Origin of the sequence: Mesorhizobium sp. NFR06 (assembly GCF_900115245.1) — a bacterium.
Taxonomy (GTDB): domain Bacteria; phylum Pseudomonadota; class Alphaproteobacteria; order Rhizobiales; family Rhizobiaceae; genus Mesorhizobium.
In genome coordinates, this window is sequence record NZ_FOVT01000001.1 from 520,130 (window position 1) to 541,773 (window position 21,644).

The following is a 21,644-nucleotide window of genomic DNA, read 5'->3' on the forward strand; positions in this document are numbered from 1 at the left end:
CGCTCAGGCCTTGGGAAGCGGCATTTCCTTGACGGTGGAGGAATCGGCCGGAGCATCGCTGTCGAACCACTTCTTGTGGATCGCGGCTATAGTGCCGTCCTTCTTCATCGCGGTGAGCGCGTCGTTCAGCTTGCCGAGCAGGGGATGGTCCTTGGTCATCATCAGGCCGTACTGTTCGCCGGTCTTGATGCGTTGCTTGACGACGAGATCCTTCATCTTCTTGAAGGAGTACTGCATGCCGGGGATGTCGCTGACGGCGGCGTCGACGCGGCCGGCGCTGAGGTCGAGCAATAGGTTCTGCTGCGTGTCGTAGCCCTTGACGTCGCTGAATCCATCGGCCTGCTGATGGTCCTTGACCCAGGTCTCGCCGGTCGAGCCGGACAACACGCCGACCACCTTGCCCTTGAGGTCTGCTTCGGTGCTGATCGCGTTGTCGGCCTTGGTGGCGATGCCCATGTCGGAGTCGTAATAGGGCTGCGTGAAGGACTGCGACTTCAGCCGCTCCTGCGTGATGGTGATCGACGAGATGGCGACGTCGATGCGCTTCGAGGTGGTGGCGGCGAACAGCGCCTGGAAACCGAGATCGGCGATGTCGGTGGTCATGCCGATGCGCTTGGCCGCCTCATTGACGATGTCGACCTCGAAACCCTCGAAGGTGCCGCTCTCGTTCTTGTATTCGAACGGCGGATTGGTCGGGTAGGCGCCGACATTGAGCACATCGGCGGCATAGGCGGTGGCGGGGCCGGCGGCGATGCCGATGGCGGCGGCCATGAGAAGCAGGTTGCGACGCGTAAAGCTCATTTTTGTTCCCTCTGTTGTTGAACGGGCGGGTTGTCCCCGCACGGTTTTTGCCGCCCGGCTTCCGGCAGGGCGTCAATGCATCGCGGCGGTCATGCGTTCGAGCGCCGTTTCTATCTGGCCGCTGTCGCGGCACACACACATGCGCAGGAATGCCGCCGACGAATTTCCAAAAAGATGACCAGGCGCAAGCCCGACCCGTGCCGTCTCCAGTACCCGGGCGCAGACCTGGCGGGCGTCGCTTTCGCCTTCCATGGCAAAGAAGGCATACATGCCGCCGCGCGGCTTGGTCGGCAGGATGATGCCGGGGATTTGCGCCAGCCTGTCATAGGCGAGGTCGAGGCCGGTCCTGATCCGCTGCCTGATGTCTCCGACAAGCGGCTCGCCCTGCCGGATCGCCGCGACGGCACCGGCCTGGATCGGCGCGGCGGTGCCGCTGTTGACATATTGCGTCATGGCGCCGAGCTGGTCGGCCACGCCCGACGGGTGTGTCAGCCAGCCGATGCGCCAGCCGGTCATCGCCCAGGCTTTCGAGAAGCTGTTGACCGACAGCACCCGGTCGCCGTCCTCGGCGATCTGCAGGATCGAGGGCGCGACGTCTCCGTCGAAATAGAGCCGGCCGTAGACCTCGTCGGAGATGATCCAGATGCCGGTGCGCCGGCTGAAATCGAGCAGCGCCTGCATCTCGGCGCGCGACGCGGTCCAGCCGGTCGGATTCGATGGCGTCGACAGGAAGATCGCGCGGGTGCGAGCGTCGCAGGTGGCGAACAGCCGGTCGAGGTCGAGCCGCCAGTCCTCCTTGAAGTCGAGCGAAAACGGCCGCGGCTCGCCGCCGATCAGGTGGATGGCGTTGTGGATGTTGGGCCATTGCGGCGCGACATAAACGACGTTGGTGCCGGTATCGACGAGCAGCTCGAGCGCCAGATAGAGCGCTTGCATGCCTCCCGGAGTGACGGTCGTGCGGACTATCGGGACCGCCCGGCCGTGGATACGCGTCTGGTAGTCCGACAGCGCCTCGTTGAGCGGGCCGTGTCCGCGCATGTTGGGAACATAGAACGTCAGCCCTTCGTCGAAGGCGGCCTTTGCCGCGTCGCGGATGAAGGCGGGCGTCACCATGTCGCCTTCGCCGTACCAGAGCGCGATGACATCGCCCAGTTCCCGCGCGCGCACCGCGAGGTTGGCGATATTTTCCGTGTGCAGGTCGCGGATCTGGGCGCGCACGCCATCGAATGCATAGCGCGCGCTGGACGACGACTGGGGCAACACGAACGACAAGAACTGAAACCCCCTCCACCCGGAGCGCCACGATGGATTGACCGGAAGCCCTCCGCCACGGCAGCCACCATCGACTTCGGATGCTATCCAAAGCGCGGCGCTTTTCAAGGTAAAAGTTTTAAGCTTAAAAAGTTTGGCCCGCCTGTTGTTCCGGAGATACGCCTAGGAGCCCAGTTCGGCGCGCGCGGCGGTACGGTTTGCCGCAGCGCCGGCGCCCAAAAACATCGTGTCGCTGGCCAGCACGAAGAAACTCGCGCCGATGGTTGCCCAGCGGTTGATGGTCTGTGGGCTGGCGCAGAAGATGCCGGCCGTCCTGCCTTGTGCGATGGTCGCGCCGATGATTGTGCGGATCGCGTCGGAGAGCTTGTCCGCGCCTGCCGGTCCGACCGCGTCGATCGACACCGAAAGATCGCCGGGACCGACGAAGATCACGTCGACGCCGTCGACAGCCGCGATCGCCTCGACGTTGGCCAGTCCTTCGGCGGTCTCGACCTGAACGGCGACGACAATTCGCTCATTGGCCGCGGCAAGATATTCGGGAATGCGATAGCCGTAGCCGGCGGCCCGTCCCGGTCCGACGCCGCGCTCGCCGAGCGGCGGATAACGCGAGGCCTTGACGGCCATCGCGGCCTGGGCGGCGGTCGAGACGCGCGGCACCAAAACCCCTTGCGCGCCGCTGTCCAGGGCGGCCTGGACAGCTTCGGGCGCGTGGCCGGGAACACGCACCATGGCCGGCACGCGATGCACGTCGGCCGCCCGCACCATGGCCTCGATCATGTCGCGCGAGATCTGCGCGTGCTCCCAGTCGATACAGAGGAAATCGAGACCGGCCAGCGCCATCACCTCGACAGCGACCGGATGGGGAATGGCGGCGAAGGAGCCAATGAGGTTCGTCTTGCCGATGCATTTCTGGCGGAATTCGCTCATGCCGATCCCCTTCGTGTTGCCCAATCCATATCCGCAAACGACGATTGAGCGAAGCTATTTCAGGCTTGAAATATTTTCCCGCCGGCCTAGCGTATGGCGTCTCGCCGCGAGTTTCCAAGATGATCAAAACGCATCCCCTGCACGGCCCGAACAGTCTGAAACTCGGCGTCTTTTCGACCAACGCGGATGGCGGACTTGCCATCACCGACGTGCCGGAACGCTGGACCGCGAGTTGGCAGGACAATTTGACGGCGGCGCAGATAGCAGATCGCGCGGGTCTCGAATTCATGCTGCCGATCGCGCGCTGGCGCGGCTTTGGCGGCCGCAACAAGGTGCGCGAATTCTCGTTCGAGACCTTTACCTGGGCGGCGGCACTCAGCGTGGCGACGGATCAGATCGGCCTGTTCATGACGGTGCACGTGCCGCTGGTGCATCCGCTCTACGCCGCCAAGGCGCTGGCGACTGTCGACCACATCAGCCAGGGCCGCGCCGGCCTGAACATCGTCTGCGGCTGGAACCCGAAGGAATTTGGCATGTTCGGCACGCCACTGGTCGAGAAGGGTTATGACCAGGCGGCGGAATGGATCGACATCCTAGAGCGGCTCTATGCGTCGAGCGAGCCTCTCGACTATGAGGGCGCATATTATCGGCTGAAAGAGGCGGTGAGCCGGCCGGCCAGTCTTCAGCTTCCGCGCCCGGTGACCATGAATGCCGCCTTCGGTGGCCCTGGACGCGATTTCGCCGCCGCCAAATGCGATTACCTGTTCACGACCTTCTCCGAGATCGGCGATGCCGGCAAGCATGTCGCCGACATCGGCGAGCGCGCCGACAAGGTAGGCCGCGATGTCGGCGTCTATACCGTGGCGCATGTCGTATGCCGCCCGACCATGGAAGAGGCGCAGGCCTATTACACGCGCTACGCCGTCACGATGGCCGATCACGACGCGGTCGATGCGCATATGGCCGGCAAGAAGGAATTCTCCCAGTCGCACGACCCACATGCCTATGACCGCTACCGGCAGCGCTTCGCCGGCGGCGCCGGCACCTATCCTTTGATCGGAACACCGGAAACGATCGCCGCCGACATGGCTGAAATCGCCGGCCATGGCTACCAGGGCATCGCGTTGTCCTTCGTCAACTACACCCAGGAACTGCCCTATTTCTGCGACCATGTGCTGCCGCTGCTGCGGCAGGCCGGGCTGCGGGGATAAGATCCGATCTGCAGTCTGTTGGCCGGGCTTTCCCAACGTCGTCATCCCAGGGCGAGGCAGGAGCGAAGCTCCGTCGCGAAGACCCTGGGATCCATTCCGTTACCTCGGACGCAGGCCGCGACGGAGGAGAATTCTGTACCGTCACGGCGCTTTGAAGTCACGCAATGGATCCTCGGTTCTACGCCGCGTCGCTATCGCTCCTTGCTCCGCCCGTGGATGACGAAGAGATGGTGTTTATTCCGGGATAACCGCCATCGCCTGGATCTCGATCTTGGCGCGGTCCTCGACCAGCGCTACGACTTGCATGGCCGCCATCGCCGGAAAATGCCGGCCGATGACGTCGCGATAGGCCTCGCCGATACCCTTGAGGTTGGCGAGGTATTCGGCCTTGTCGGTAAAATACCAGGTCATCGAGGTGAGGTGCTGCGGGGCGCCACCGGCCTCGGCAAGCACCGCGACGACGTTGGCCAGAGTCTGGCGCACCTGGCCGACGAAGTCGTCGGTTTCGAATTTGCATTCGGCGTTCCAGCCGACCTGACCGCCGACAAACACCAGTCGTCCTTGTGCGGCCACGCCATTGGCGTAGCCGATCGGCTTGGCCCAGCCTTCCGGCTGCAGGATCGTGTGCATGTCTGGCCTCCCCCTATTTCAAATTTGGTTCGCAAGGCATCGCGTCAGGCCGCGCCCATCACCTGTCGTGCAATGACAACCTTCTGCACGTCGGATGCGCCCTCGTAGATGCGCAGCGCCCGGATCTCGCGATAGAGGCTCTCGACGATGTGGCCCTTGCGCACGCCGTCGCCGCCATGCAGCTGCACCGCCTTGTCGATCACCTCCTGCGCCCTGTCGGTGGCGAAGAGCTTGGCCATCGCCGCCTCGCGCGTCACCCGCGCCGCGCCCATGTCCTTGGTCCAGGCGGCGCGGTAGATGAGGAGCGCGGCGGCATCGACATCGAGCGCCATGTCGGCGATGTGGCCCTGCACCATCTGCAATTCCGCCATCGGCGCGCCGAACAGTTTGCGTTCGGCCACCCGTTTGACGCTCTCGTCCAGCGCGCGGCGCGCAAAGCCGAGCGCCGCCGCGCCGACGGTCGAGCGGAAGACGTCGAGCACCGACATGGCGATGCGGAAACCGTCGCCGGGCTTGCCGATCAGGCCGGAAGCCGGGACGCGGATCTTGTCGAAGGACAACCTGGCCAGCGGATGCGGCGCAATCACCTCGAGTCGCTCGGCGATGCCCAGTCCCTTCGTGTCGGCGGGCACGATGAAAGCGGAAATCCCCTTGGCGCCGGGCGCCTCGCCGGTGCGGGCAAAAACCACATAAAGATCGGCGATGCCGCCATTGGAGATCCAAGTTTTTTCGCCCGACAGGACATAGTGGTCACCGTCGCGGACGGCCGTCATTTCCATGTTGGCGACGTCCGATCCCGAGCGGGGCTCCGACAGCGCAAAAGCCGAGATCGCGTGGCCGTCGCGTGTCTTTTCGAGCCAGCGCTGCTGGTCCGGCGTGCCGAACAGCGAGATCGCGCCGGTGCCGAGACCCTGCATGGCGAAGGCGAAGTCGGCGAGCCCGTCATGGCGCGCTAGCGTCTCGCGCGTGATGCAGAGCGTGCGCACGTCGAGCGGTCCTGGGTTGGCCGGGTCGAGCGCCGTCGGTTTCAGCCAGCCGTCGCGGCCAAGTTTCGCAACCAGCGCGCGGCAGGCCGCGTCGACATCGTGGTGATCCGCGGGCAGGTTTTTAGCGCACCAGGCGTCGAGCTTTTCGGCGAGTTGGCGGTGGCGGCCCTCGAAGAAGGGCCAGTCGAGGAAGGAGCGGTCAGGCATGTCCGCCTCCGCAGTGCTTCAAGCATTGCGCTCTACGGCGCCCCCCTCTGTCCTGCCGGACATCTCCCCCTCTAGGGGGGAGATTGGCGGTTTCGGCGCTGGCGCCACTCTTTCGACGCTGGAGATTGGCGAAAGCGGTTTTGACAGCTGTTCTCCCCCCAAGTGGAGGAGATGTCCGGCAGGACAGAGGGGGGCGCTGTCCCGCCAAAGTCTCCAAGAGAGCACCCATCCTCAATTCCCCTCGAACACCGGCTTTTCCTTCGCCACGAACGCCTTGTACGCCCGCTCGAAATCGCCGGTCTGCATGCAGATCGCCTGCGCCTGCGCTTCCGCCTCGATCGCCTGGTCGAGGCCCATCGACCATTCCTGGTTGAGCTGCGTCTTGGTGATGCCATGCGCGAAGGTCGGACCGGAGACGATGCGGGCGGCCATCTCCAGCGCATCGGCCTCGAGTGCTGCCGGTTCGACCAGCCGATTGTAGAATCCCCAGCGCTCGCCTTCGGCGGCGCTCATGGTGCGGCCGGTGTAGAGCAATTCGGCGGCTCTGCCCTGGCCGATGATGCGGGGCAGGATCGCGCAGGCGCCCATGTCGCAGCCGGCGAGGCCGACGCGCGTGAACAGGAAGGCGGTCTTTGCTTCCGGCGTGGCGATGCGGATGTCGGAGGCCATGGCGATGATCGCGCCGGCGCCGACGGCCACGCCGTCGACGGCCGAAATGATCGGCTTGCCGCAATTGAGCATCGCCTTGACGAAGTCGCCGGTCGTGCGCGTGAAGGCAAGCAGCGCCTTCATGTCCATCTTGACCAGCGGCCCGATGATGTCGTGGACGTCGCCGCCCGAGCAGAAATTGCCGCCATTGGGCAGGAACACCACCGCATCGACGTCGTCGGCATAGACGAGGTCGCGGAACGTATCGCGCAGTTCCGCATAGCTGTCGAAGGTGAGCGGATTCTTGCGCTCCGGCCGGTCGAGCCGGACTTTCGCGATCCGGCCGTCGACCTGCCAGAGGAAGTGCTTCGGCTTGAGCTTCGCCATGGCGCTCATTCGCGTCCCTCCCAGTTGCTGCGGAACGATTTCAGCATGCCGGTCAATCGCCTTGCGTCGTCTTCGCTGACAGTGCCGAGCAGTTCGCCGACCCAGCCCTCATGCGCGGCCGCCATCGCGGCGAAAGACTTCGAACCTTCCTCCGTCAGCCTGACCATCGACGTGCGGCGGTCGCCATTGCGCCGCGCCCGCGTCACCAGCCCTTCCGAGACCAGACGATCGACGATACCCGTCACATTGCCGTTCGACACGAGCAGGAAGCGCGACAGATCGCTCATCAGCATGCCTTCCGGCGACCGGTAGAGTGCCGCCATCACGTCGAAGCGCGGCAGGGTGGTGTCGAACTCCTTCTTCAGCCGCTCGCGCAGCTCCGCCTCGATGGTGCGCGAGGCGCGCAGCAGGCGTATCCACAGCCGCAGCCTGTCCTTGCCCGGCCCAACGGATGTCGGTCCCGCTACCATGTTTCGCCTCCCGAGACCGAGATCGCCTGCCCGGTGATCGACCGCGCGGCATCGCTGCAAAGCCACAGCACCGCCGATGCGACCTCCTCGGGCTGGATGAAACGCCCCTGCGGGTTCGTCGATGCGAGGCTGGCGCGAGCCTCGTCAGCGGAACGTCCTGTCTTCTCGACGATGCGCTGGATGGACTCTTCCAGCATCTCGGTCTCGACGAAGCCCGGACAGACAGCGTTGATGGTGACACCGGATTTGGCGGTCTCGGCGGCTAAACCCCGCATCAGCCCGACGACGCCGTGCTTGGCGGCGACGTAAGGAGCGACATAGGCATAGCCTTTCACGCCTGCGGTCGAGGCGACGAAGATGATGCGGCCCTGCTTGCGCGCCAGCATACCGGCCAATGCGGGCCTCACCGTCAGGAAAGCGCCGGTGAGGTTGACGTCGAGCGTGCGCTGCCAGTCGGCCAGCGAGGTCTTGTGCGCCGGCGCACTGCCCGCCATGCCGGCATTGGCGACGACGATGTCGAACGCTCCGCGCGCCGCTTCCGCCTTCTGGTAGAGGCTCGCCATGTCGGCCTCGTTCGTGACGTCGGCGGCGAGGCCAAAGATGCCGTCGTTCGCCTTCGCCAGTTCCGCCAGCGCCGCCTCGCGCCGGCCGCAGATGGTGACGGCCACACCGGCTGCCGCCAGCGCCAGCGCGACGGCTTTGCCGACACCTGAGCCGCCGCCGGTGACCAGGGCGTGTGTGCCCGCGATTGCTTGAGCCGCGCTCATACTTTGAGCCCCGTCGCTGCTTCGCGCTCGGCCAGCCGGTAGATCTGGTCGCGTCCCGGCAGGTAGGGATCCGGCCATTTGACGCCGCGGTCGCCGAGCGTCACCGCCGCATGCAGCGTCCAGTAGGGATCGGCAAGATGCGGCCTTGCCAGCGCCACCAGATCGGCGCGCCCGGCCATCAGGATCGAGTTGGCATGGTCGGGCTCATAGATGTTGCCGACCGCCATCGTCGCCATGCCGACCTCGTTGCGGATGCGGTCCGAAAACGGTGTCTGGAACATGCGGCCGTAGACCGGCTTGGCGGCGATCGAGGTCTGCCCCGCGGACACGTCGCAAAGGTCGACGCCGGCCCCATGCAGCAGGCTGGCGATCTCGACGGCGTCAGCCGGTGTGACGCCTTCGATGCCGACCCAGTCATTGGCCGAGATGCGCATCGAGATCGGCTTTTCGGCCGGCCACACCGCGCGCACCGCATGGAAGATCTCCAGCGGATAGCGCATGCGGTTTTCCAGCGAACCGCCATACTCGTCGGTGCGCCTGTTAGTCAGCGGCGTGATGAAGGCCGACAGCAGATAACCATGCGCGGCATGGATCTCCAGCATGTCGAAGCCGCAGCGCTCGGCCATTTCGGCCGAGGCGACGAACTGGTCGCGGACCAGATCCATGTCGACGCGGTCCATCGCCTTCGGCACCTGGTTCTGCGGCGACCACGGCACGGCGGACGGCGCCATCACTGGCCAGTTGCCGGAGACGAGCGGCACGTCCGTTCCCTCCCAGCCGACCCGGGTCGAGCCCTTGGCGCCGGAATGGCCGATCTGGGCGCAGATTTTCGCTTCGGTCTCCGCATGGACGAAGTCGACCAGGCGCTTCCAGGCGACCTCATGCTCCGGCTTGTAGAAGCCCGTGCAGCCAGGCGTGATGCGCCCCTCCGGGCTGACGCAGGTCATCTCGATATAGACGAGCCCGGCGCCGCCCTTGGCGCGCTCGGCATAGTGCGAAAAATGCCAGTCGGTCGGGCAGCCGTCGACGGCCTTGTACTGCGCCATCGGCGACACGACGATGCGGTTGCCGAGCGTCATGTCGCGCAGCTTGAACGGCGCGAACATCGGCGCCCGGCGCAAGCTGTTGCTGCCGGCGCCGGCCCTGCGCTGGAACCATTCCTCTGCGCCGGCGAGCCATTCGGCGTCGCGCAGGCGAAGGTTCTCATGGCTGATGCGCTGCGAGCGGGTGAGCAGCGAATAGTTGAACTGAACTGGATCTAAGCCGAGATATCGTTCGACTTCCTCGAACCATTCGAGCGAGTTGCGCGCCGCCGACTGCAGCTTCAGCACTTCGGTGCGCCGCGCATCCTCATATTTGCGGAAGGCGGCCTCGAGGTCCGGCTCGGACTCGACATAGTCCGCCAGCGCCACAGCGCTCTCCAGCGCCAGCTTGGTGCCGGAACCGATCGAGAAATGCGCCGACGCTGCGGCATCCCCCATCAGCGCCAGGTTCTTGTAAGACCAGCGCTCGCACAGCACGCGCGGGAAGTTGATCCAGGCCGAACCTCTGATGTGGTTGGCGTTGGTCATCAGCGGATGGCCGCCGAGATGTTTCGCGAAGATGCGCTCGCAGACCGCGATCGATTCCTGCTGCGTCATTTGGCCGAAGCCGAAGGCAGCCCAGGTCTGCTCGCTGCATTCGACGATGAAGGTCGCCGTCTCGCTGTCGAACTGGTAGGCATGCGCCCACACCCAGCCATGCTCCGTCTTCTCGAAGATGAAGGTGAAGGCGTCGTCGAATTTCTGCGTCGTGCCGAGCCACACGAACTTGCATTTGCGGGTGTCGATGTCGGGCTTGAAGACATCGGCGAAGGCCGCGCGGGATCTCGATTTCAACCCGTCCGCCGCGACCACCAGGTCGTGCGTCTCCATGAAAGGCCTGGGATCGGAGATTTCGGTCTCGAACGCCAGCTTGATGCCGAGCTCGCGGGCGCGGCGCTGCAGCAGGATCAAGAGCCGCTTGCGGCCGATGCCGCAGAAGCCATGGCCGGAGGAGACGGTGCGCACGCCGTCATGGATGACGGCGATATCGTCCCAATAGGCAAAATGCTTCTTGATCCAGACGGCGCTGACCGGGTCGTTCCTGGTCAGGTTCTCTAGCGTTTCGGCCGACAGCACCACGCCCCAGCCGAACGTGTCGTCCGGGCGGTTGCGCTCATAGACCGTCACGTCATGCGCGGCGTCGCGCAGCTTCAGCGAGATGGCAAAGTAGAGTCCGGCCGGTCCGCCGCCGAGAACCGCAACCTTCATGTCTTGCGATCTCCTCTTCGCTTCAGGAGCCGCCGGCAAGGCCGGCGATCCCGATTTTCAGTATCGCGCCCACGGACAATTATTTCAAGCTTAAAGTTTTATAATTGAACAATGACCAGGCGCTTGGCCGATCAGGTCACTTGGTCGGATCCTTCGGACTCCACAGCACCGTTTCGGCGCCCTTCTCGTAGGCCATGCCTTCGGGGTAGCTGATCGCTTCGAGCTGCAGGCCCCAGGGCGCCTGGAAATAGAGGATGGTTTGGCCGGCCGCCGGTCCTTCCTTCACGGGCAATGGCCCCAATCTTGTCTTCACGCCTTTGGCGTCGAAATAGGCCTTCGCGGCGGCGACGTCATCGACATAGAAGGCGATGTGGAAGCCGCCGATGTCACTGTTCTTCGGTGTCAGATCCTTCTGGTCGGGCGCGGTGTATTTGAACAGTTCGATGTTCGATCCGGTGCCGCAGCGGACCATGGTGATCTCCTCGATCACCGCCTTCGGATCGACGCCGAGCAAGTCCTGCATGAAGGTGCCCTTGTCGTCGGCGAACGGGCCGAACGACATCGCCTTCTTGCAGCCGACGACATTGGTGAAGAAATCGACGGCCTGCTTCATGTCGGGCACGGTGATGCCGGTGTGGTCGTGTCCGCGCATGCCTGGGATCGAATCGGCCGCGGCAGCCCCCACTGCGCCGAACAAAGAGGCCGCGAAAATCGCTGCCCGGATTGCGTATGTCATGTCACCCTCCAATGGCGGGCTGACTTGTCATTACGCACGTCCGAGGCCCGCTGATCGGCATGCGGATATCAGAGCTCACTTCATGCCGGTGCCTTGGGCCGCAGCCAGTCCGCGTCGATCTCGGGGAGCGGAATGGCGGCGAGCAGGTCGCGCGTGTAGGCCTGCTTCGGATTGTCGAACAGCGCGTCGGTGGCGCTCGATTCAACGATCACGCCCTCGCGCATGACGATCACCTGCTGGCACAGCCGCCGGATCACCGACAGGTCGTGGCTGATGAAGGCCACCGTCAGCCCCATCTCGGCCGCGAGCTTCTCCAGCAGCGTCAGGATCTGCGCCTGCGTCGAGACGTCGAGGCCGGAGACGATCTCGTCGGCCAGCACGAATTTCGGCGACAGCGCCAGTGCCCTCGCGATGCCGACACGCTGGCGCTGGCCGCCTGACAGTTCGTGCCGGTAGCGGCTGGCAAAACTCTGTGGCAGGCCGACGCGCTGCAAGGCTTCGGCGACGCGTTCCTTCAGCCTGTCGCCAAGCCCGTTCTGCCTCAAGGGTGCTGCGATGATGTTGAAGATCGTGTGCCGCGGATTGAGCGAGGACATCGGATCCTGGAAGATCATCTGCAGGTCGCGGCGCAGCGGTCTGAGCTCAGCTTCCGAAAGATGGCTTATGTCGCGACCCTCGAAGCCGATCGAGCCGGCGCTGGGCTCGATCAGGCGGACCAGCGCGCGGCCGAGCGTCGACTTGCCGGAACCGGATTCGCCGACGATCCCGGTCACCGATCCTCTCGGCAGGTCGAAGTCCAGACCCTTGAGGATCTCGGCCAGCGGCGCGCGGCCGATCAGCGGCTTGCGCGTCATGTCGGGCAGCGCCACCTTCAGCCCGCGCACGGAAAACAGCGGCTCAGCCATGGGCCGGCCTCCAGTCTCTGTCGCTGGCTGCTATCTCCGCCGCCAGCCCGGCGAGCACGGCTTCGTCCACCGGCTTCAGCGATGCGTATGGATCGGTGTATCGCGGTGTCGCTGCCATCAGCGCCCGCGTGTAGGGATGCTGGGGAGCCGCGAAGAGATCAGCGGTCCCGGCCTCCTCGACCACCTTGCCGGCATAGAGCACCGACACTTTCTGGCTGATCTTGGCGACAACGCCGAGATCATGGGTGACGAACAGGATCGCCGTGCCATGGTCGCGTTGCAGTTGCGCGATCAGCCGCAGGATCTGCTTCTGCACCGTCACGTCCAGCGCTGTCGTCGGCTCGTCGGCGACGATCAGCCTCGGCTCCGCCGCGAAGGCGGCCGCGATCAGCACGCGCTGGCGCATGCCGCCGGAAAGCTCGTGCGGGTAGCATCTCAGCACACGCTCGGGGTCGCGGATCTGCACCTCGTCGAGCAACTGGCCGATGCGGCTGTCCGCCCTTTCGCCGCTCCAGCCGAGGATGCGCACCAGCCGGTCGGTCATCTGCGGGCCGATGCGGCGCGACGGATTGAGCGCGGTGAGCGGATCCTGCGGGATCAGCGCCGTGCGGGCGCCGATCAAGGTCCGCCGCGCCTTGGCATCGAGGCGGCCGAGGTCTTCGCCCTCGATCAGCATCTCGCCTTCGACGATGCGCACGCTCTTCGGCAGCACGCCGAGCACCGCCTTGCCGATCATCGTCTTGCCGGCGCCGCTCTCGCCGACCAGCGCGCGCACCTCGCCGGGCTGCACGGTGAGCGACACCGAACGCAGCACGCGCTGGCCGTTGGGCAGCACGGCGCTCAAGTGGTGAATGTCGAGGCACGCGCTCATCGCAGCACCGGATCGAAGCGTGCCTTCAATCCCTCGCCGAACTGGCTGAAGGAAAGCACGGTGAGGATGAGCGTGACCAGTGGGAACACCAGCACCCACCAGGCCTGATGGATCGACAGCCGGCCCTCGGCGATGATGCCGCCCCAGGTCGGATCGTCGGTCGCGATCGACAAATTGACGAAGGACAGGATCGCCTCGACGATGACGGCGATGCCCATTTCGAGTGACAAGAGCGCCACCACAGACGGCAGCACATTGGGCAGCACCTCGCGCAGCATGATGCCGATGCGGCCATAGCCTGCGATGCGCGCGCTTTCGACATAGTCCATGCGCGCCTGGCTCATCGCCTCGGCGCGGATCACCCGGCAGAAGCGCGTCCAGTCGATGACGGCAATCGCGATGATGACGGAGCTCAGGCCGGTGCCGAGCACGGCGACCAGAAGGATGGCGAACAGCACCGGCGGGAAGGCCATCCAGACGTCGACGATGCGCGAGATCATGCGGTCGGCCCAGCCGCCGAGATAACCGGCGATCAGCCCGAGCGTGGAGCCGAGAAGGCAGGCGGACGTCGCCGCGGCGAAGGCGACGATGAAGGCGATGCGGCCGCCGAAGATCAGCCGCGAGAGCAAGTCGCGGCCGAGGCTGTCCGTGCCCAGCCAATAGCCTGGCTCGGCGCCGTCGAGCCAGAAGGGCGGCAGGCGCTCCAGCATCAAATCCTGCGCCAGCGGATCCTGCGGCGCGACCAGCGGCGCGAAGACGGCGGCGAGCAGCGCCAGCACAAGCCAGCCGCCGGCCAGCCACAGCCGCGGGCTCAGGCTCCGTCGCGCGATGCGGGCCTCATCCATGGCGCAGCCTCGGATTGAGCAGCGCATACGTCATGTCGACGGCAAGGTTGATCAGAACGAAGAGCAGCGCGAACACCAGCACGATGCCCTGGATCAGCGGCAGGTCGCGGTTGATGACGGCGTCGATCGCCATGTTGCCGAGGCCTTCATAGGAAAACAGCCGCTCGACGATGACGGTGCCGCCAATGAGGAAAGTGAACTGCACCCCGACGAGCGTCAGCGTCGGCAGCGCCGCGTTCTTCAGCGCCTCGCGCAGGATCACCTGCGTCTCGGAAAAGCCCTTCACCCTGGCCAGAACGACATAATCGAGGTCGAGCACTTCCTTCAGCGACTGTTTGAGTAACTGCGCGATGATCGCCGCCAGCGGCAGCGCCAAGGCCACGGCCGGCATCAGCATGTGCTTCAGCAAGTCCCAGGTGAGATCGAGCCGCAGCCGAAAAATGCTCTCGACCAGATAGAATTGGGTGACGAAGGGCAGGTCGAGCTGCGGCGACACCCGACCGGAAATGTCGAAGACCGGGATAAGCACGCCGAAGAGCAGGATCAGCACCAGGCCCCACAGGAAATCGGGGATCGAGAGCGTCGCACCGCTGGCGATGTCGATGCCGGCCTCGACCGCCGTGCCGCGCGAGCGTGCGCCGAGGATCGCGGCGGTGGCGCCGATCGCGATCGCCATCAGCAGCGCGACGGTCGCAAGCTCCAGCGTCGCCGGCAGCCGGTTGAAGACCAGCCCGAGCACATCCTGGCGCAGCGAGATCGAGGCGCCGAAATCGCCGTGCAGCACGCCGGCGAGCCAGATGAAGAACTGCTGCACGATGCTCTTGTCCAGCCCGTAGAGCGCGCGCAGCCGCGCGATGTCGTCATCGCTTGCCCCCGGGGGCAGCATCATGGCGATCGGATCGCCGGGCGCCACGCGGATGACGACGAAGACGACGATGGCGACGCCGAACAGCGTCACCAGCATCGTCAGAAGACGAACGAGAAATCTCTGCAGCAGCATGCTGGCCTAAGCCTAGTATCTTTCTAACGAAGTGCCCCCTCATCCGGCCGCTTCGCGGCCACCTTCTCCCCGAGGGGAGAAGAGGTCACAGCGGCTGAGCCAATCTCTTCTCCCCTCTGGGGAGAACGTGGCCCGAAGGGCCGGATGAGGGGGCCTGCGTCGTTGAAGAAGACACGCCACCGTGCCTCCCGATATCGATCAGGCCGGGGTCATCAGCGCCGGCAGCAGCGCGCCGGATACATGTTGCACGACATTGACCTTCTTCGAATGCACGATCGGCTGCGCATACTGTATCAGCGGCAGCACATAGGCCTGCTCGGCGATGTACTTGTCGACGGCCTTCCAGCCGGCGATGCGCTTGGCCTCGTCCTTCTCGCCCCACAGCGGGTTGATCATGTCGATCAAATCCTGGCTGTCCCACACCGAATGCGGGCTCGGACCGTACATGGCAAAACCAGTCGAGGTAGTTGGGTCGCCGATGGAGTTGCCCCAATTGTAGAAGGCGGCCGGCGCCAGCTTGTCGGCGGCACGCAGCTCGTAGTGCTTGGCGATCTCATAGACTTCGATATTGGCCTCGATGCCGACCTTGCGCCACATCCCGACGATCGCCTGGATCATCTCATAATCCTTGGGTTTGAAGCCCTTGGTCGTCTGGATGGTGAACTTGACCGGTTTCTTGGTCGAATAGCCGGAAGCGGCGAGCAGTTGCTTGGCCTTCTCCGGATTGTGCTCGACCTTGATCGAGGGATCGAAGGCGGCGTATTCCGGCGTCTCCAGCGTCGCGATCGGCTGGCCGTAGCCGCGCAGCAGCCGCTTGACCAGAAGTTCCTTGTCCACCGCCATCACGGCCGCCTGGCGGACGTTCTTGTCCAGCATCGCCTCGATGTCGTTGAAGAAGATCATGCCGATGTCGGAGACGTTCTTGATCGAGCCGGCGAGCCCGTCCTTGGCGATCAGCCGGTCATATTCCTCATAAGGAATTTCCAGCGTCACCTGCGAGGAGCCGGATTCGATTTCGGCAACGCGGCTCGCCGCGTCGGTGACGAACTTGATCGTCACATTCTCGAAGGCCGGCTTGTTACCCCAGTAGTGCGGATTGGCCTTGAGCCGCAGGAAGGCGTTGCGCTCGAACTTGTCGACCATGTAGGGACCGGTGCCGAGCGGCGCCTTCTCGAAGCCCTCGGCGCCCATCTTCTCGTAATAAGCCTTGGGCAGGATATAGCCGGTCAGGAACGACATCCACTTGAAATAGACCGGGTCGAACTGCACCACGTCGCCGGTGATCTTGTTGCCGTCGATCTTGAAGTTGTTGACGTTCTTCCAGACGAACTGGATCGGGTTGCCGGTCTTCTCGTCGCCCGCCCGCTGCAGCGACCACACCACGTCCTCCGCCGTGAACGGCGAGCCGTCATGCCATTTCACGCCCTCGCGCACGGTCATTGTCACCTTGGTGCGATCCTCGTTCCAGCCCCATTCGGTGAGCAGGCCGGGCGTGAAGGAAAGATCCGGCTTCTGCCCGATGATCTGGTCGAACACCGACTGGTAGAGGCCCTGGATGGTCGGGTTCACCGCCGACGGTCCGGTCGTCGGGTCCCAGGACGGCAGGTTGACGTTGTAGGCGATGGTGAGCTCGTCCGCCGCCTTTGCCGCCCTCGGCACGCCGAGCGTCGCAGCACCTAGCGCCGCCGCGCCGTATCCGAGCAAATCGCGTCTGTTGATGGTCATGGTCGTTCCCCTTTGTTGGTTGTCCCAATGCTGGTTGTCATTTGTCCACGCGGCGTTTTTCATTCGGTAGGTTTGGTGGGCAACCGCGCCTTGTCCATCCTGGAATTCTAGTTCCCTCCCAACTGCTGCGCGAGCATGAAGCCGGAGCCAGCGCCCGTGCCGGCGCCGGGCCATGTCGCCGCGCCCGTCAGATACAGATTGGCGATTGGTGTGGCCCAGCGCGCGAAGGACCGCGCCGGGCGAAAGAGGAAATTCTGCGCCAGGTGGTGGCTGCCGCAGATCTGGTCGCCGCCAACCAGGTTAGGGTTCTCGCGCTCGAGGTCGAGCGGCGAAAACACCGCCCGGCCGAGGATCTTGGGGCGTAGGCCCGGCGCGTAGCTCTCGATGATGTCGAGCACGCGTTCGGCATAGGCGTCCTTGACCGCATCCCAGTGAGCGGGCGCGATCTTGCCGGCGGCGTCGCCAAGGATCTCGGCCGGCAGCATGCGCACCTGCACCCACAGCACGTGCTTGCCTTCCGGCGCCCGCGACGGATCGATCGCGGTCGGCTGGCCTACAACGAGCACCGGCTGGTCGGGCAGCAGGCCGGCGATCGCCTGCTGGTAGACGCGCGACATGGCGTCGAGCGAGGGCGCCAGATGCACATAGGCGAACCGGCGAAGCTCGGCGCCGGCGCTCCAGTCAGGCAAATCGTCCAGCGCCAGATGGATCATCATCGTCCCGGGCGCATGGCGGAATTGTCTCATCGCCGTATCGAAGCCGGCGTCGCCGGATCCATTCGGCAGCAGCTTGCCCGGCAGCGCTTTCGGCGCGACACCGGCAATGACGGCTTTGCGCGCGACATGGGTTTCGCCCGACGCCAGCCGCACCCCGGTTGCCTTCCCGCCGGCGACGGTGATCTCGGAGACGTCCGCGCCGGTCGTGATCTTGCCGCCCGCCGCCGTCACCATGCCGGCCAGGCCGCGGATGATGGTGTCGGCGCCGCCCTTGCCCAGCACCATGCCGAAACTCTGGTTGGCCATCGATTCCAGATAGGGGAACACGGCGCCGCCGGCGATGTCGGGCGCGAAGTCGAGATGCATGCCCCAGGCCGCAAGCGTCGTCCTGACATGCGGTGTCTCGAAATTTTCCTCCAGCCAAGCGCGGGGAGAGGAGAGAAGCAGCCGGCCGGTGTCGAGCGCGCCGGCGAACCCCTTCTTGCGCCACAGGTTCCAGCCGGTGCCGGCCAGCGCCCGTGCGCTCATCGGCGATCCCAGCAGGCGGAACAGATGCTCGGCTTCAGCTGGAAAGGCGCCGACCAGGCGTCGCCATACGGCAGCGTCCGCGGCTGAGAAGGCGGTCAGCCGGGAGGCGGTCTTCTCCAGATCGTTGCTGACGCCGAACCATTTCCCATCGGGAAAGGCGCTGGCGAAACAGTCGGCCACGGGCGCGAAGTCCAGCCCGTGGGTTTTCAATTCATTTGCATATTTCCTGTGGAAGGCCGAGCCGGCAAACAGGCTCAGATTCATCGCGCCGAAATCGTGCCGGAACCCGGGAAGCGTGTATTCGGCGGTTCGCACCGCGCCGCCGATCGTCTGGCTCCGCTCGAAAACCCCTATTTTCCAGCCTTTGAGCGCCAGATGCGCGGCGCATGCCAGACTATTGTGGCCCGCCCCGACAAAAATGGCGTCGAACTCGCTCACGCCCCGCCCCGAAAATGCTTTATGCTTAAAGATAATTGCAGATGCATAAGTTTTCGTCTAGTAGGATATTAAGGGCCGCAACGAGCCTTGATCGTCACGCATAAGAGGGAACGAAAGACCATGGACACGCAAAAACTCCTCGGCGAGGTCGCCGGCCAGCTGCTTTCGGGCGCCATCAAGGTGGTCGACCTGTCGGCGCCGCTGGGACCCGACACGCCGCTGATCAAGCTGCCGCCGGAACTCGCCGTCGACACGCCGAAGGTCGAGATCCACGCCATCTCCAAATATGACAAGAACGGTCCGTGGTGGGCCTGGAACTGGCTGAAGCTCGGCGAGCATTCGGGCACGCATTTCGACGCGCCGCAGCACTGGATCACCGGCAAGGACTATCCGGACGGCGCCACCGACACCATTCCGGCGCAGAATTTCGTCGGGCCGGTCAACGTCATCGACTGCTCCAAGGAAGCCGCCGCCGATCACGACTTCCTGCTCACCGTCGACCACATCAAGGCCTGGGAAGCCGAGCACGGCGCCATCAATCCCGGCGAATGGGTGGTGATGCGCACCGACTGGTACAAGCGCAACGGCTCGGAAGCCGAGTTCCTCAACGCCAACGAGACCGGCCCGCATACGCCGGGACCGACGGCGGAAGCCATCCAGTTCCTGATCGGCAAGGACATCAAGGGCTGGGGCTCGGAGACGATCGGCACCGACGCCGGCAAGGCCGGCGGCATGGAGCCGCCGTTTCCGGCGCACACCCTGATGCACAAGGCCAACCGTTACGGCCTCGCCAGCCTGTGCAATCTCGACCAGCTGCCGCCCAAGGGCGCGATCCTGATCGCCGCCCCGCTCAAGATCGAGCACGGCACCGGCAGCCCGATCCGCGCGCTGGCGCTGGTGCCGGGCAAGTAGGCGAGGTGGCGGTCTTCGGGAGAAGATCATGCTCGTGGGCAATGGAGTGATGGTGGGTACCGGGTGGCAGCCTGGTAAAGGTGCCGCTCTACGGCGCCCCCCTCTGTCCTGCCGGACATCTCCCCCACAAGGGGGGAGATTAGCAGCTCTGGCGCCCCGTTCGTCCCTGCCAAGTCGGCGATTGGCGAAGGCCGCGGTGACGGCCGATCTCCCCCCTTGTGGGGGAGATGCCCGGCAGGGCAGAGGGGGGCGCGAAGGAACGCGGCTTTACGCGATTGACCTTCAACTGCGAGCACCCGGGAGCACCCCCCAATGACCGCCCCCGATCACATCATCGTCGGCAGCGGCATCAACGCCCTGGTTTGCGCGGCAATGCTTGGCGCCAAGGGCGCCAAGGTGCTCGTGCTCGAGCGCAACGACCGCATCGGCGGCTGCATGCGCACCGAAGAGATCACGGCGCCCGGTTTCGTCCATGACGTGATGGCGACGACCTTCGTGCTGTTCATCACCTCGCCGGCCTATGCCGCGCTGGGTAAGGACCTTGCGCGGCACGGGGTGGAGTTCTGCCATACGGCCACGCCGACAGGCGTGCTCACACCCGACGGTGGCCATGCCGTGCTCACCACCGACCGCGCCGCCAACATCGCGGCGCTGAACCGGATCGCATCCGGCGACGGCGACCGTCACGGCGGCGATGTCGGTGACATCGAGCGCAATGCCGGGCTGTTGTTCGGCCTGCTCGGCGGCGCGCTCTGGTCCTATCCGACGACCAAGCTCATTGCCGGCGAGGTCTGGCGGCGCGGCGCGCGCAACCTTGCCGCCTTCATGGGCGAGGCGCTGGTGCCGGCGCGGGGCTGGCTGGAGACCACTTACAGCTCGGACACCGTCCGCGCGCTGTGGGCACCCTGGGTGCTGCATGCCGGGCTTGGGCCGGAAGACGCCTTCTCCGGCCAGATCGCAAAGGTCATCGCCTTCGCGCTGGAGGCAGCCGGCGCGCCGATCGTCAAGGGCGGCGCCAGGAACCTGCTCGCCGCCTTCGAGGCGCTGATCAGGGAGCGCGGCGGCGACATCCGCGTCAACGCCGACGTCGCCGCGATCGTCCAGAGCGGCGGCCGCGCCTCTGGCGTGCGGCTCGCGTCCGGCGAAACACTGAACGCCACGCAGAGCGTCATCTGCTCGCTTACACCGACGCAGCTCTACGGCCGCCTGCTCGGCAAGGACGCCCCGCAGGCGGCGACCAAGGCCACGCAATCCTATCGCTACGGCAAAGGCAACTTCCAGATCCACTACGCGCTGAACAAGCCGCCGGCCTGGCGGGGCGAGGGCCTCGACAAGGTGGCGCTGCTGCATCTGACGCCGGGGCTCGACGGCGTGTCGAGAGCCTGCAACGAAGCGGTGCGCGGCCTGTTGCCGGAAGTGCCGACCATCTGCGTCGGCCAGCCGCATGCGCTCGACCCGTCGCGTTGCCCGCAGGGCAAGGCGATCCTCTGGCTGCAACTGCCGGAGGCGCCGCGCCACATCAAGGGCGATGCGGCGGGCAAGCTCGACGCCCCCGCCGACGGCCGTTGGACCGAGACGCTGCGCGAGGCCTATGCCGACCGCGTCGAGGCGATCCTCGCCAACCATATCGACGGCTTGAAGGACAGCGTGATAGCGCGCCGCGCCTATTCGCCAGCCGATCTCGAAGCGATCAACATCAATCTGGTCGGCGGCGATCCCTATGGCGGCTCGTCGACCATCGACCAGTCATTCCTGTGGCGGCCGTTCAAGGCAAGCCGCAACCACGAGACCGGCATCAAGGGCCTTTACCATATCGGCGCTTCGACCCATCCGGGCGCGGGCCTTGGCGGCGGTTCCGGCTTCCTGTTGGCGGGGAAGCTATGATGGAACAGAATGTCCCGCAGAAGCGCCAGCGCATCTCGACCCTCGGCGAGATCGGCCTGCAGCAATTCGCGCCCTATCTGATGAACCGCATCATGGGTCGCTACAACGCCACGCTGCGCGAGGATTTCCGCAAGCAGGGCCTGACCATTCCGCAGGTGCGCACGCTGGCCGTGCTTTCGGTCGCCGACGGCGTCACCGTCAACGACCTTTCGGTCTACACGGTGATCGAGCAGTCGACCTTGAGCCGCACGCTCGACGCGCTGGAGGGCCAGGGCTTGGTACGGCGCGAGCAGGGCGTCAGCGACAGCCGCTTCCGCCATGTGTTCCTGACCGATGACGGCCGCGCTCTGTTCACCCGCGCCTGGCCGGCCATGCATGACGCCTTCGAGGCAATGTTCGACGGTGTCGACGATGCCGAATATGCCGCGCTGATCGCAATTCTGCAGAAAATGCTGAAGAACATCCGCAAGCACGATATTTGAGTTTG

General features: G+C 65.1%; 20 protein-coding genes. 4 read left to right on the forward strand and 16 right to left on the reverse strand.

Annotation, left to right across the window (positions count from 1 at the left end; all coding sequences use genetic code 11):
- Window positions 1–3: 3 nt before the first annotated feature.
- The 3 genes from F3H96_RS02445 to F3H96_RS02455 all read right to left on the reverse strand — a co-directional run bounded on the left by F3H96_RS02445 (window position 4) and on the right by F3H96_RS02455 (window position 3,000).
- Window positions 4–801 (reverse strand): ABC transporter substrate-binding protein, encoded by a 798-nt coding sequence (locus F3H96_RS02445; RefSeq protein WP_149790334.1) that lies wholly within the window; start codon window positions 799–801, stop codon window positions 4–6.
- 72 nt (window positions 802–873) lie between these two features.
- Window positions 874–2,073 (reverse strand): pyridoxal phosphate-dependent aminotransferase, encoded by a 1,200-nt coding sequence (locus tag F3H96_RS02450; RefSeq protein ID WP_149790335.1) that lies wholly within the window; start codon window positions 2,071–2,073, stop codon window positions 874–876.
- A gap of 162 nt (window positions 2,074–2,235) precedes the next feature.
- The gene (locus tag F3H96_RS02455; RefSeq protein ID WP_149790336.1) at window positions 2,236–3,000 is read right to left on the reverse strand and encodes an HpcH/HpaI aldolase/citrate lyase family protein; all 765 of its coding nucleotides are present in this window, start codon (window positions 2,998–3,000) and stop codon (window positions 2,236–2,238) included.
- A gap of 119 nt (window positions 3,001–3,119) precedes the next feature.
- Here F3H96_RS02455 and F3H96_RS02460 point away from each other — a divergent pair, with 119 nt between their 5' ends.
- Window positions 3,120–4,211 carry an LLM class flavin-dependent oxidoreductase gene (locus F3H96_RS02460; RefSeq protein ID WP_149790337.1) on the forward strand — a complete coding sequence of 364 codons (1,092 nt, stop codon included), beginning with the start codon at window positions 3,120–3,122 and terminating at the stop codon, window positions 4,209–4,211.
- A 234-nt stretch (window positions 4,212–4,445) separates the two neighbouring features.
- Here the strand turns inward: F3H96_RS02460 and F3H96_RS02465 are convergent, their stop codons facing one another.
- From F3H96_RS02465 to F3H96_RS02530, 13 genes are all read right to left on the reverse strand, one after another.
- Window positions 4,446–4,841, reverse strand: a complete 396-nt coding sequence (locus tag F3H96_RS02465; RefSeq protein ID WP_149790338.1) for a RidA family protein — start codon at window positions 4,839–4,841, stop codon at window positions 4,446–4,448.
- Between the two features lie 44 nt (window positions 4,842–4,885).
- Window positions 4,886–6,034 carry an acyl-CoA dehydrogenase family protein gene (locus F3H96_RS02470; RefSeq protein WP_149790339.1) on the reverse strand — a complete coding sequence of 383 codons (1,149 nt, stop codon included), beginning with the start codon at window positions 6,032–6,034 and terminating at the stop codon, window positions 4,886–4,888.
- 231 nt (window positions 6,035–6,265) lie between these two features.
- Window positions 6,266–7,078, reverse strand: coding sequence for an enoyl-CoA hydratase family protein (locus tag F3H96_RS02480; RefSeq protein ID WP_149790340.1), 813 nt, complete (start codon window positions 7,076–7,078; stop codon window positions 6,266–6,268).
- Window positions 7,075–7,539, reverse strand: a complete 465-nt coding sequence (locus F3H96_RS02485; RefSeq protein WP_149790341.1) for a MarR family transcriptional regulator — start codon at window positions 7,537–7,539, stop codon at window positions 7,075–7,077. The genes F3H96_RS02480 and F3H96_RS02485 overlap by 4 nt, the downstream gene beginning before the upstream one ends.
- The gene (locus F3H96_RS02490) at window positions 7,533–8,306 is read right to left on the reverse strand and encodes an SDR family NAD(P)-dependent oxidoreductase (RefSeq protein WP_149790342.1); all 774 of its coding nucleotides are present in this window, start codon (window positions 8,304–8,306) and stop codon (window positions 7,533–7,535) included. Before F3H96_RS02490 ends, F3H96_RS02485 begins: the two co-directional genes overlap by 7 nt.
- Entirely contained in the window at window positions 8,303–10,597 is a 2,295-nt protein-coding gene (locus F3H96_RS02495; RefSeq protein WP_149790343.1) for a bifunctional salicylyl-CoA 5-hydroxylase/oxidoreductase, read from the reverse strand. Before F3H96_RS02495 ends, F3H96_RS02490 begins: the two co-directional genes overlap by 4 nt.
- 136 nt (window positions 10,598–10,733) lie before the next feature.
- Window positions 10,734–11,333 (reverse strand): VOC family protein, encoded by a 600-nt coding sequence (locus tag F3H96_RS02500; RefSeq protein ID WP_149790344.1) that lies wholly within the window; start codon window positions 11,331–11,333, stop codon window positions 10,734–10,736.
- A gap of 80 nt (window positions 11,334–11,413) precedes the next feature.
- Entirely contained in the window at window positions 11,414–12,238 is an 825-nt protein-coding gene (locus F3H96_RS02505) for an ATP-binding cassette domain-containing protein (protein WP_149790345.1), read from the reverse strand.
- Window positions 12,231–13,109, reverse strand: a complete 879-nt coding sequence (locus F3H96_RS02510; protein ID WP_149790346.1) for an ABC transporter ATP-binding protein — start codon at window positions 13,107–13,109, stop codon at window positions 12,231–12,233. The genes F3H96_RS02505 and F3H96_RS02510 overlap by 8 nt, the downstream gene beginning before the upstream one ends.
- On the reverse strand, window positions 13,106–13,954 hold the full coding sequence (locus F3H96_RS02515) for an ABC transporter permease (protein ID WP_149790347.1): 849 nt from the start codon (window positions 13,952–13,954) through the stop codon (window positions 13,106–13,108). The genes F3H96_RS02510 and F3H96_RS02515 overlap by 4 nt, the downstream gene beginning before the upstream one ends.
- The gene (locus F3H96_RS02520; RefSeq protein ID WP_149790348.1) at window positions 13,947–14,954 is read right to left on the reverse strand and encodes an ABC transporter permease; all 1,008 of its coding nucleotides are present in this window, start codon (window positions 14,952–14,954) and stop codon (window positions 13,947–13,949) included. The genes F3H96_RS02515 and F3H96_RS02520 overlap by 8 nt, the downstream gene beginning before the upstream one ends.
- Before the next feature lie 198 nt (window positions 14,955–15,152).
- On the reverse strand, window positions 15,153–16,679 hold the full coding sequence (locus F3H96_RS02525) for an ABC transporter substrate-binding protein (protein WP_149790349.1): 1,527 nt from the start codon (window positions 16,677–16,679) through the stop codon (window positions 15,153–15,155).
- 107 nt (window positions 16,680–16,786) lie between these two features.
- A complete protein-coding gene (locus F3H96_RS02530; RefSeq protein WP_149790350.1) occupies window positions 16,787–18,361 on the reverse strand; it encodes an NAD(P)/FAD-dependent oxidoreductase in 1,575 nt (524 codons plus the stop codon).
- Between the two features lie 120 nt (window positions 18,362–18,481).
- Here F3H96_RS02530 and F3H96_RS02535 point away from each other — a divergent pair, with 120 nt between their 5' ends.
- From F3H96_RS02535 to F3H96_RS02550, 3 genes are all read left to right on the forward strand, one after another.
- Window positions 18,482–19,273 (forward strand): cyclase family protein, encoded by a 792-nt coding sequence (locus F3H96_RS02535; RefSeq protein WP_149790351.1) that lies wholly within the window; start codon window positions 18,482–18,484, stop codon window positions 19,271–19,273.
- 312 nt (window positions 19,274–19,585) lie between these two features.
- Entirely contained in the window at window positions 19,586–21,157 is a 1,572-nt protein-coding gene (locus F3H96_RS02545) for an NAD(P)/FAD-dependent oxidoreductase (RefSeq protein WP_149790353.1), read from the forward strand.
- The gene (locus tag F3H96_RS02550) at window positions 21,157–21,639 is read left to right on the forward strand and encodes a MarR family transcriptional regulator (protein WP_149790354.1); all 483 of its coding nucleotides are present in this window, start codon (window positions 21,157–21,159) and stop codon (window positions 21,637–21,639) included. Before F3H96_RS02545 ends, F3H96_RS02550 begins: the two co-directional genes overlap by 1 nt.
- Window positions 21,640–21,644: the final 5 nt, after the last annotated feature.

Excerpts from the sequence above, each read along its gene's own strand:
- F3H96_RS02465 (WP_149790338.1), bottom strand. The coding sequence starts at position 4,841 with ATGCACACGATCCTGCAGCCGGAAGGCTGGGCCAAGCCGATCGGCTAC.
- F3H96_RS02545 (WP_149790353.1), top strand. The coding sequence starts at position 19,586 with ATGACCGCCCCCGATCACATCATCGTCGGCAGCGGCATCAACGCCCTG.
- F3H96_RS02525 (WP_149790349.1), bottom strand. The coding sequence starts at position 16,679 with ATGACCATCAACAGACGCGATTTGCTCGGATACGGCGCGGCGGCGCTA.
- F3H96_RS02470 (WP_149790339.1), bottom strand. The coding sequence starts at position 6,034 with ATGCCTGACCGCTCCTTCCTCGACTGGCCCTTCTTCGAGGGCCGCCAC.
- F3H96_RS02490 (WP_149790342.1), bottom strand. The coding sequence starts at position 8,306 with ATGAGCGCGGCTCAAGCAATCGCGGGCACACACGCCCTGGTCACCGGC.
- F3H96_RS02455 (WP_149790336.1), bottom strand. The coding sequence starts at position 3,000 with ATGAGCGAATTCCGCCAGAAATGCATCGGCAAGACGAACCTCATTGGC.
- F3H96_RS02510 (WP_149790346.1), bottom strand. The coding sequence starts at position 13,109 with ATGAGCGCGTGCCTCGACATTCACCACTTGAGCGCCGTGCTGCCCAAC.
- F3H96_RS02515 (WP_149790347.1), bottom strand. The coding sequence starts at position 13,954 with ATGGATGAGGCCCGCATCGCGCGACGGAGCCTGAGCCCGCGGCTGTGG.
- F3H96_RS02520 (WP_149790348.1), bottom strand. The coding sequence starts at position 14,954 with ATGCTGCTGCAGAGATTTCTCGTTCGTCTTCTGACGATGCTGGTGACG.
- F3H96_RS02500 (WP_149790344.1), bottom strand. The coding sequence starts at position 11,333 with ATGACATACGCAATCCGGGCAGCGATTTTCGCGGCCTCTTTGTTCGGC.
- F3H96_RS02495 (WP_149790343.1), bottom strand. The coding sequence starts at position 10,597 with ATGAAGGTTGCGGTTCTCGGCGGCGGACCGGCCGGACTCTACTTTGCC.
- F3H96_RS02460 (WP_149790337.1), top strand. The coding sequence starts at position 3,120 with ATGATCAAAACGCATCCCCTGCACGGCCCGAACAGTCTGAAACTCGGC.
- F3H96_RS02485 (WP_149790341.1), bottom strand. The coding sequence starts at position 7,539 with ATGGTAGCGGGACCGACATCCGTTGGGCCGGGCAAGGACAGGCTGCGG.
- F3H96_RS02550 (WP_149790354.1), top strand. The coding sequence starts at position 21,157 with ATGGAACAGAATGTCCCGCAGAAGCGCCAGCGCATCTCGACCCTCGGC.
- F3H96_RS02445 (WP_149790334.1), bottom strand. The coding sequence starts at position 801 with ATGAGCTTTACGCGTCGCAACCTGCTTCTCATGGCCGCCGCCATCGGC.
- F3H96_RS02505 (WP_149790345.1), bottom strand. The coding sequence starts at position 12,238 with ATGGCTGAGCCGCTGTTTTCCGTGCGCGGGCTGAAGGTGGCGCTGCCC.
- F3H96_RS02480 (WP_149790340.1), bottom strand. The coding sequence starts at position 7,078 with ATGAGCGCCATGGCGAAGCTCAAGCCGAAGCACTTCCTCTGGCAGGTC.
- F3H96_RS02535 (WP_149790351.1), top strand. The coding sequence starts at position 18,482 with ATGGACACGCAAAAACTCCTCGGCGAGGTCGCCGGCCAGCTGCTTTCG.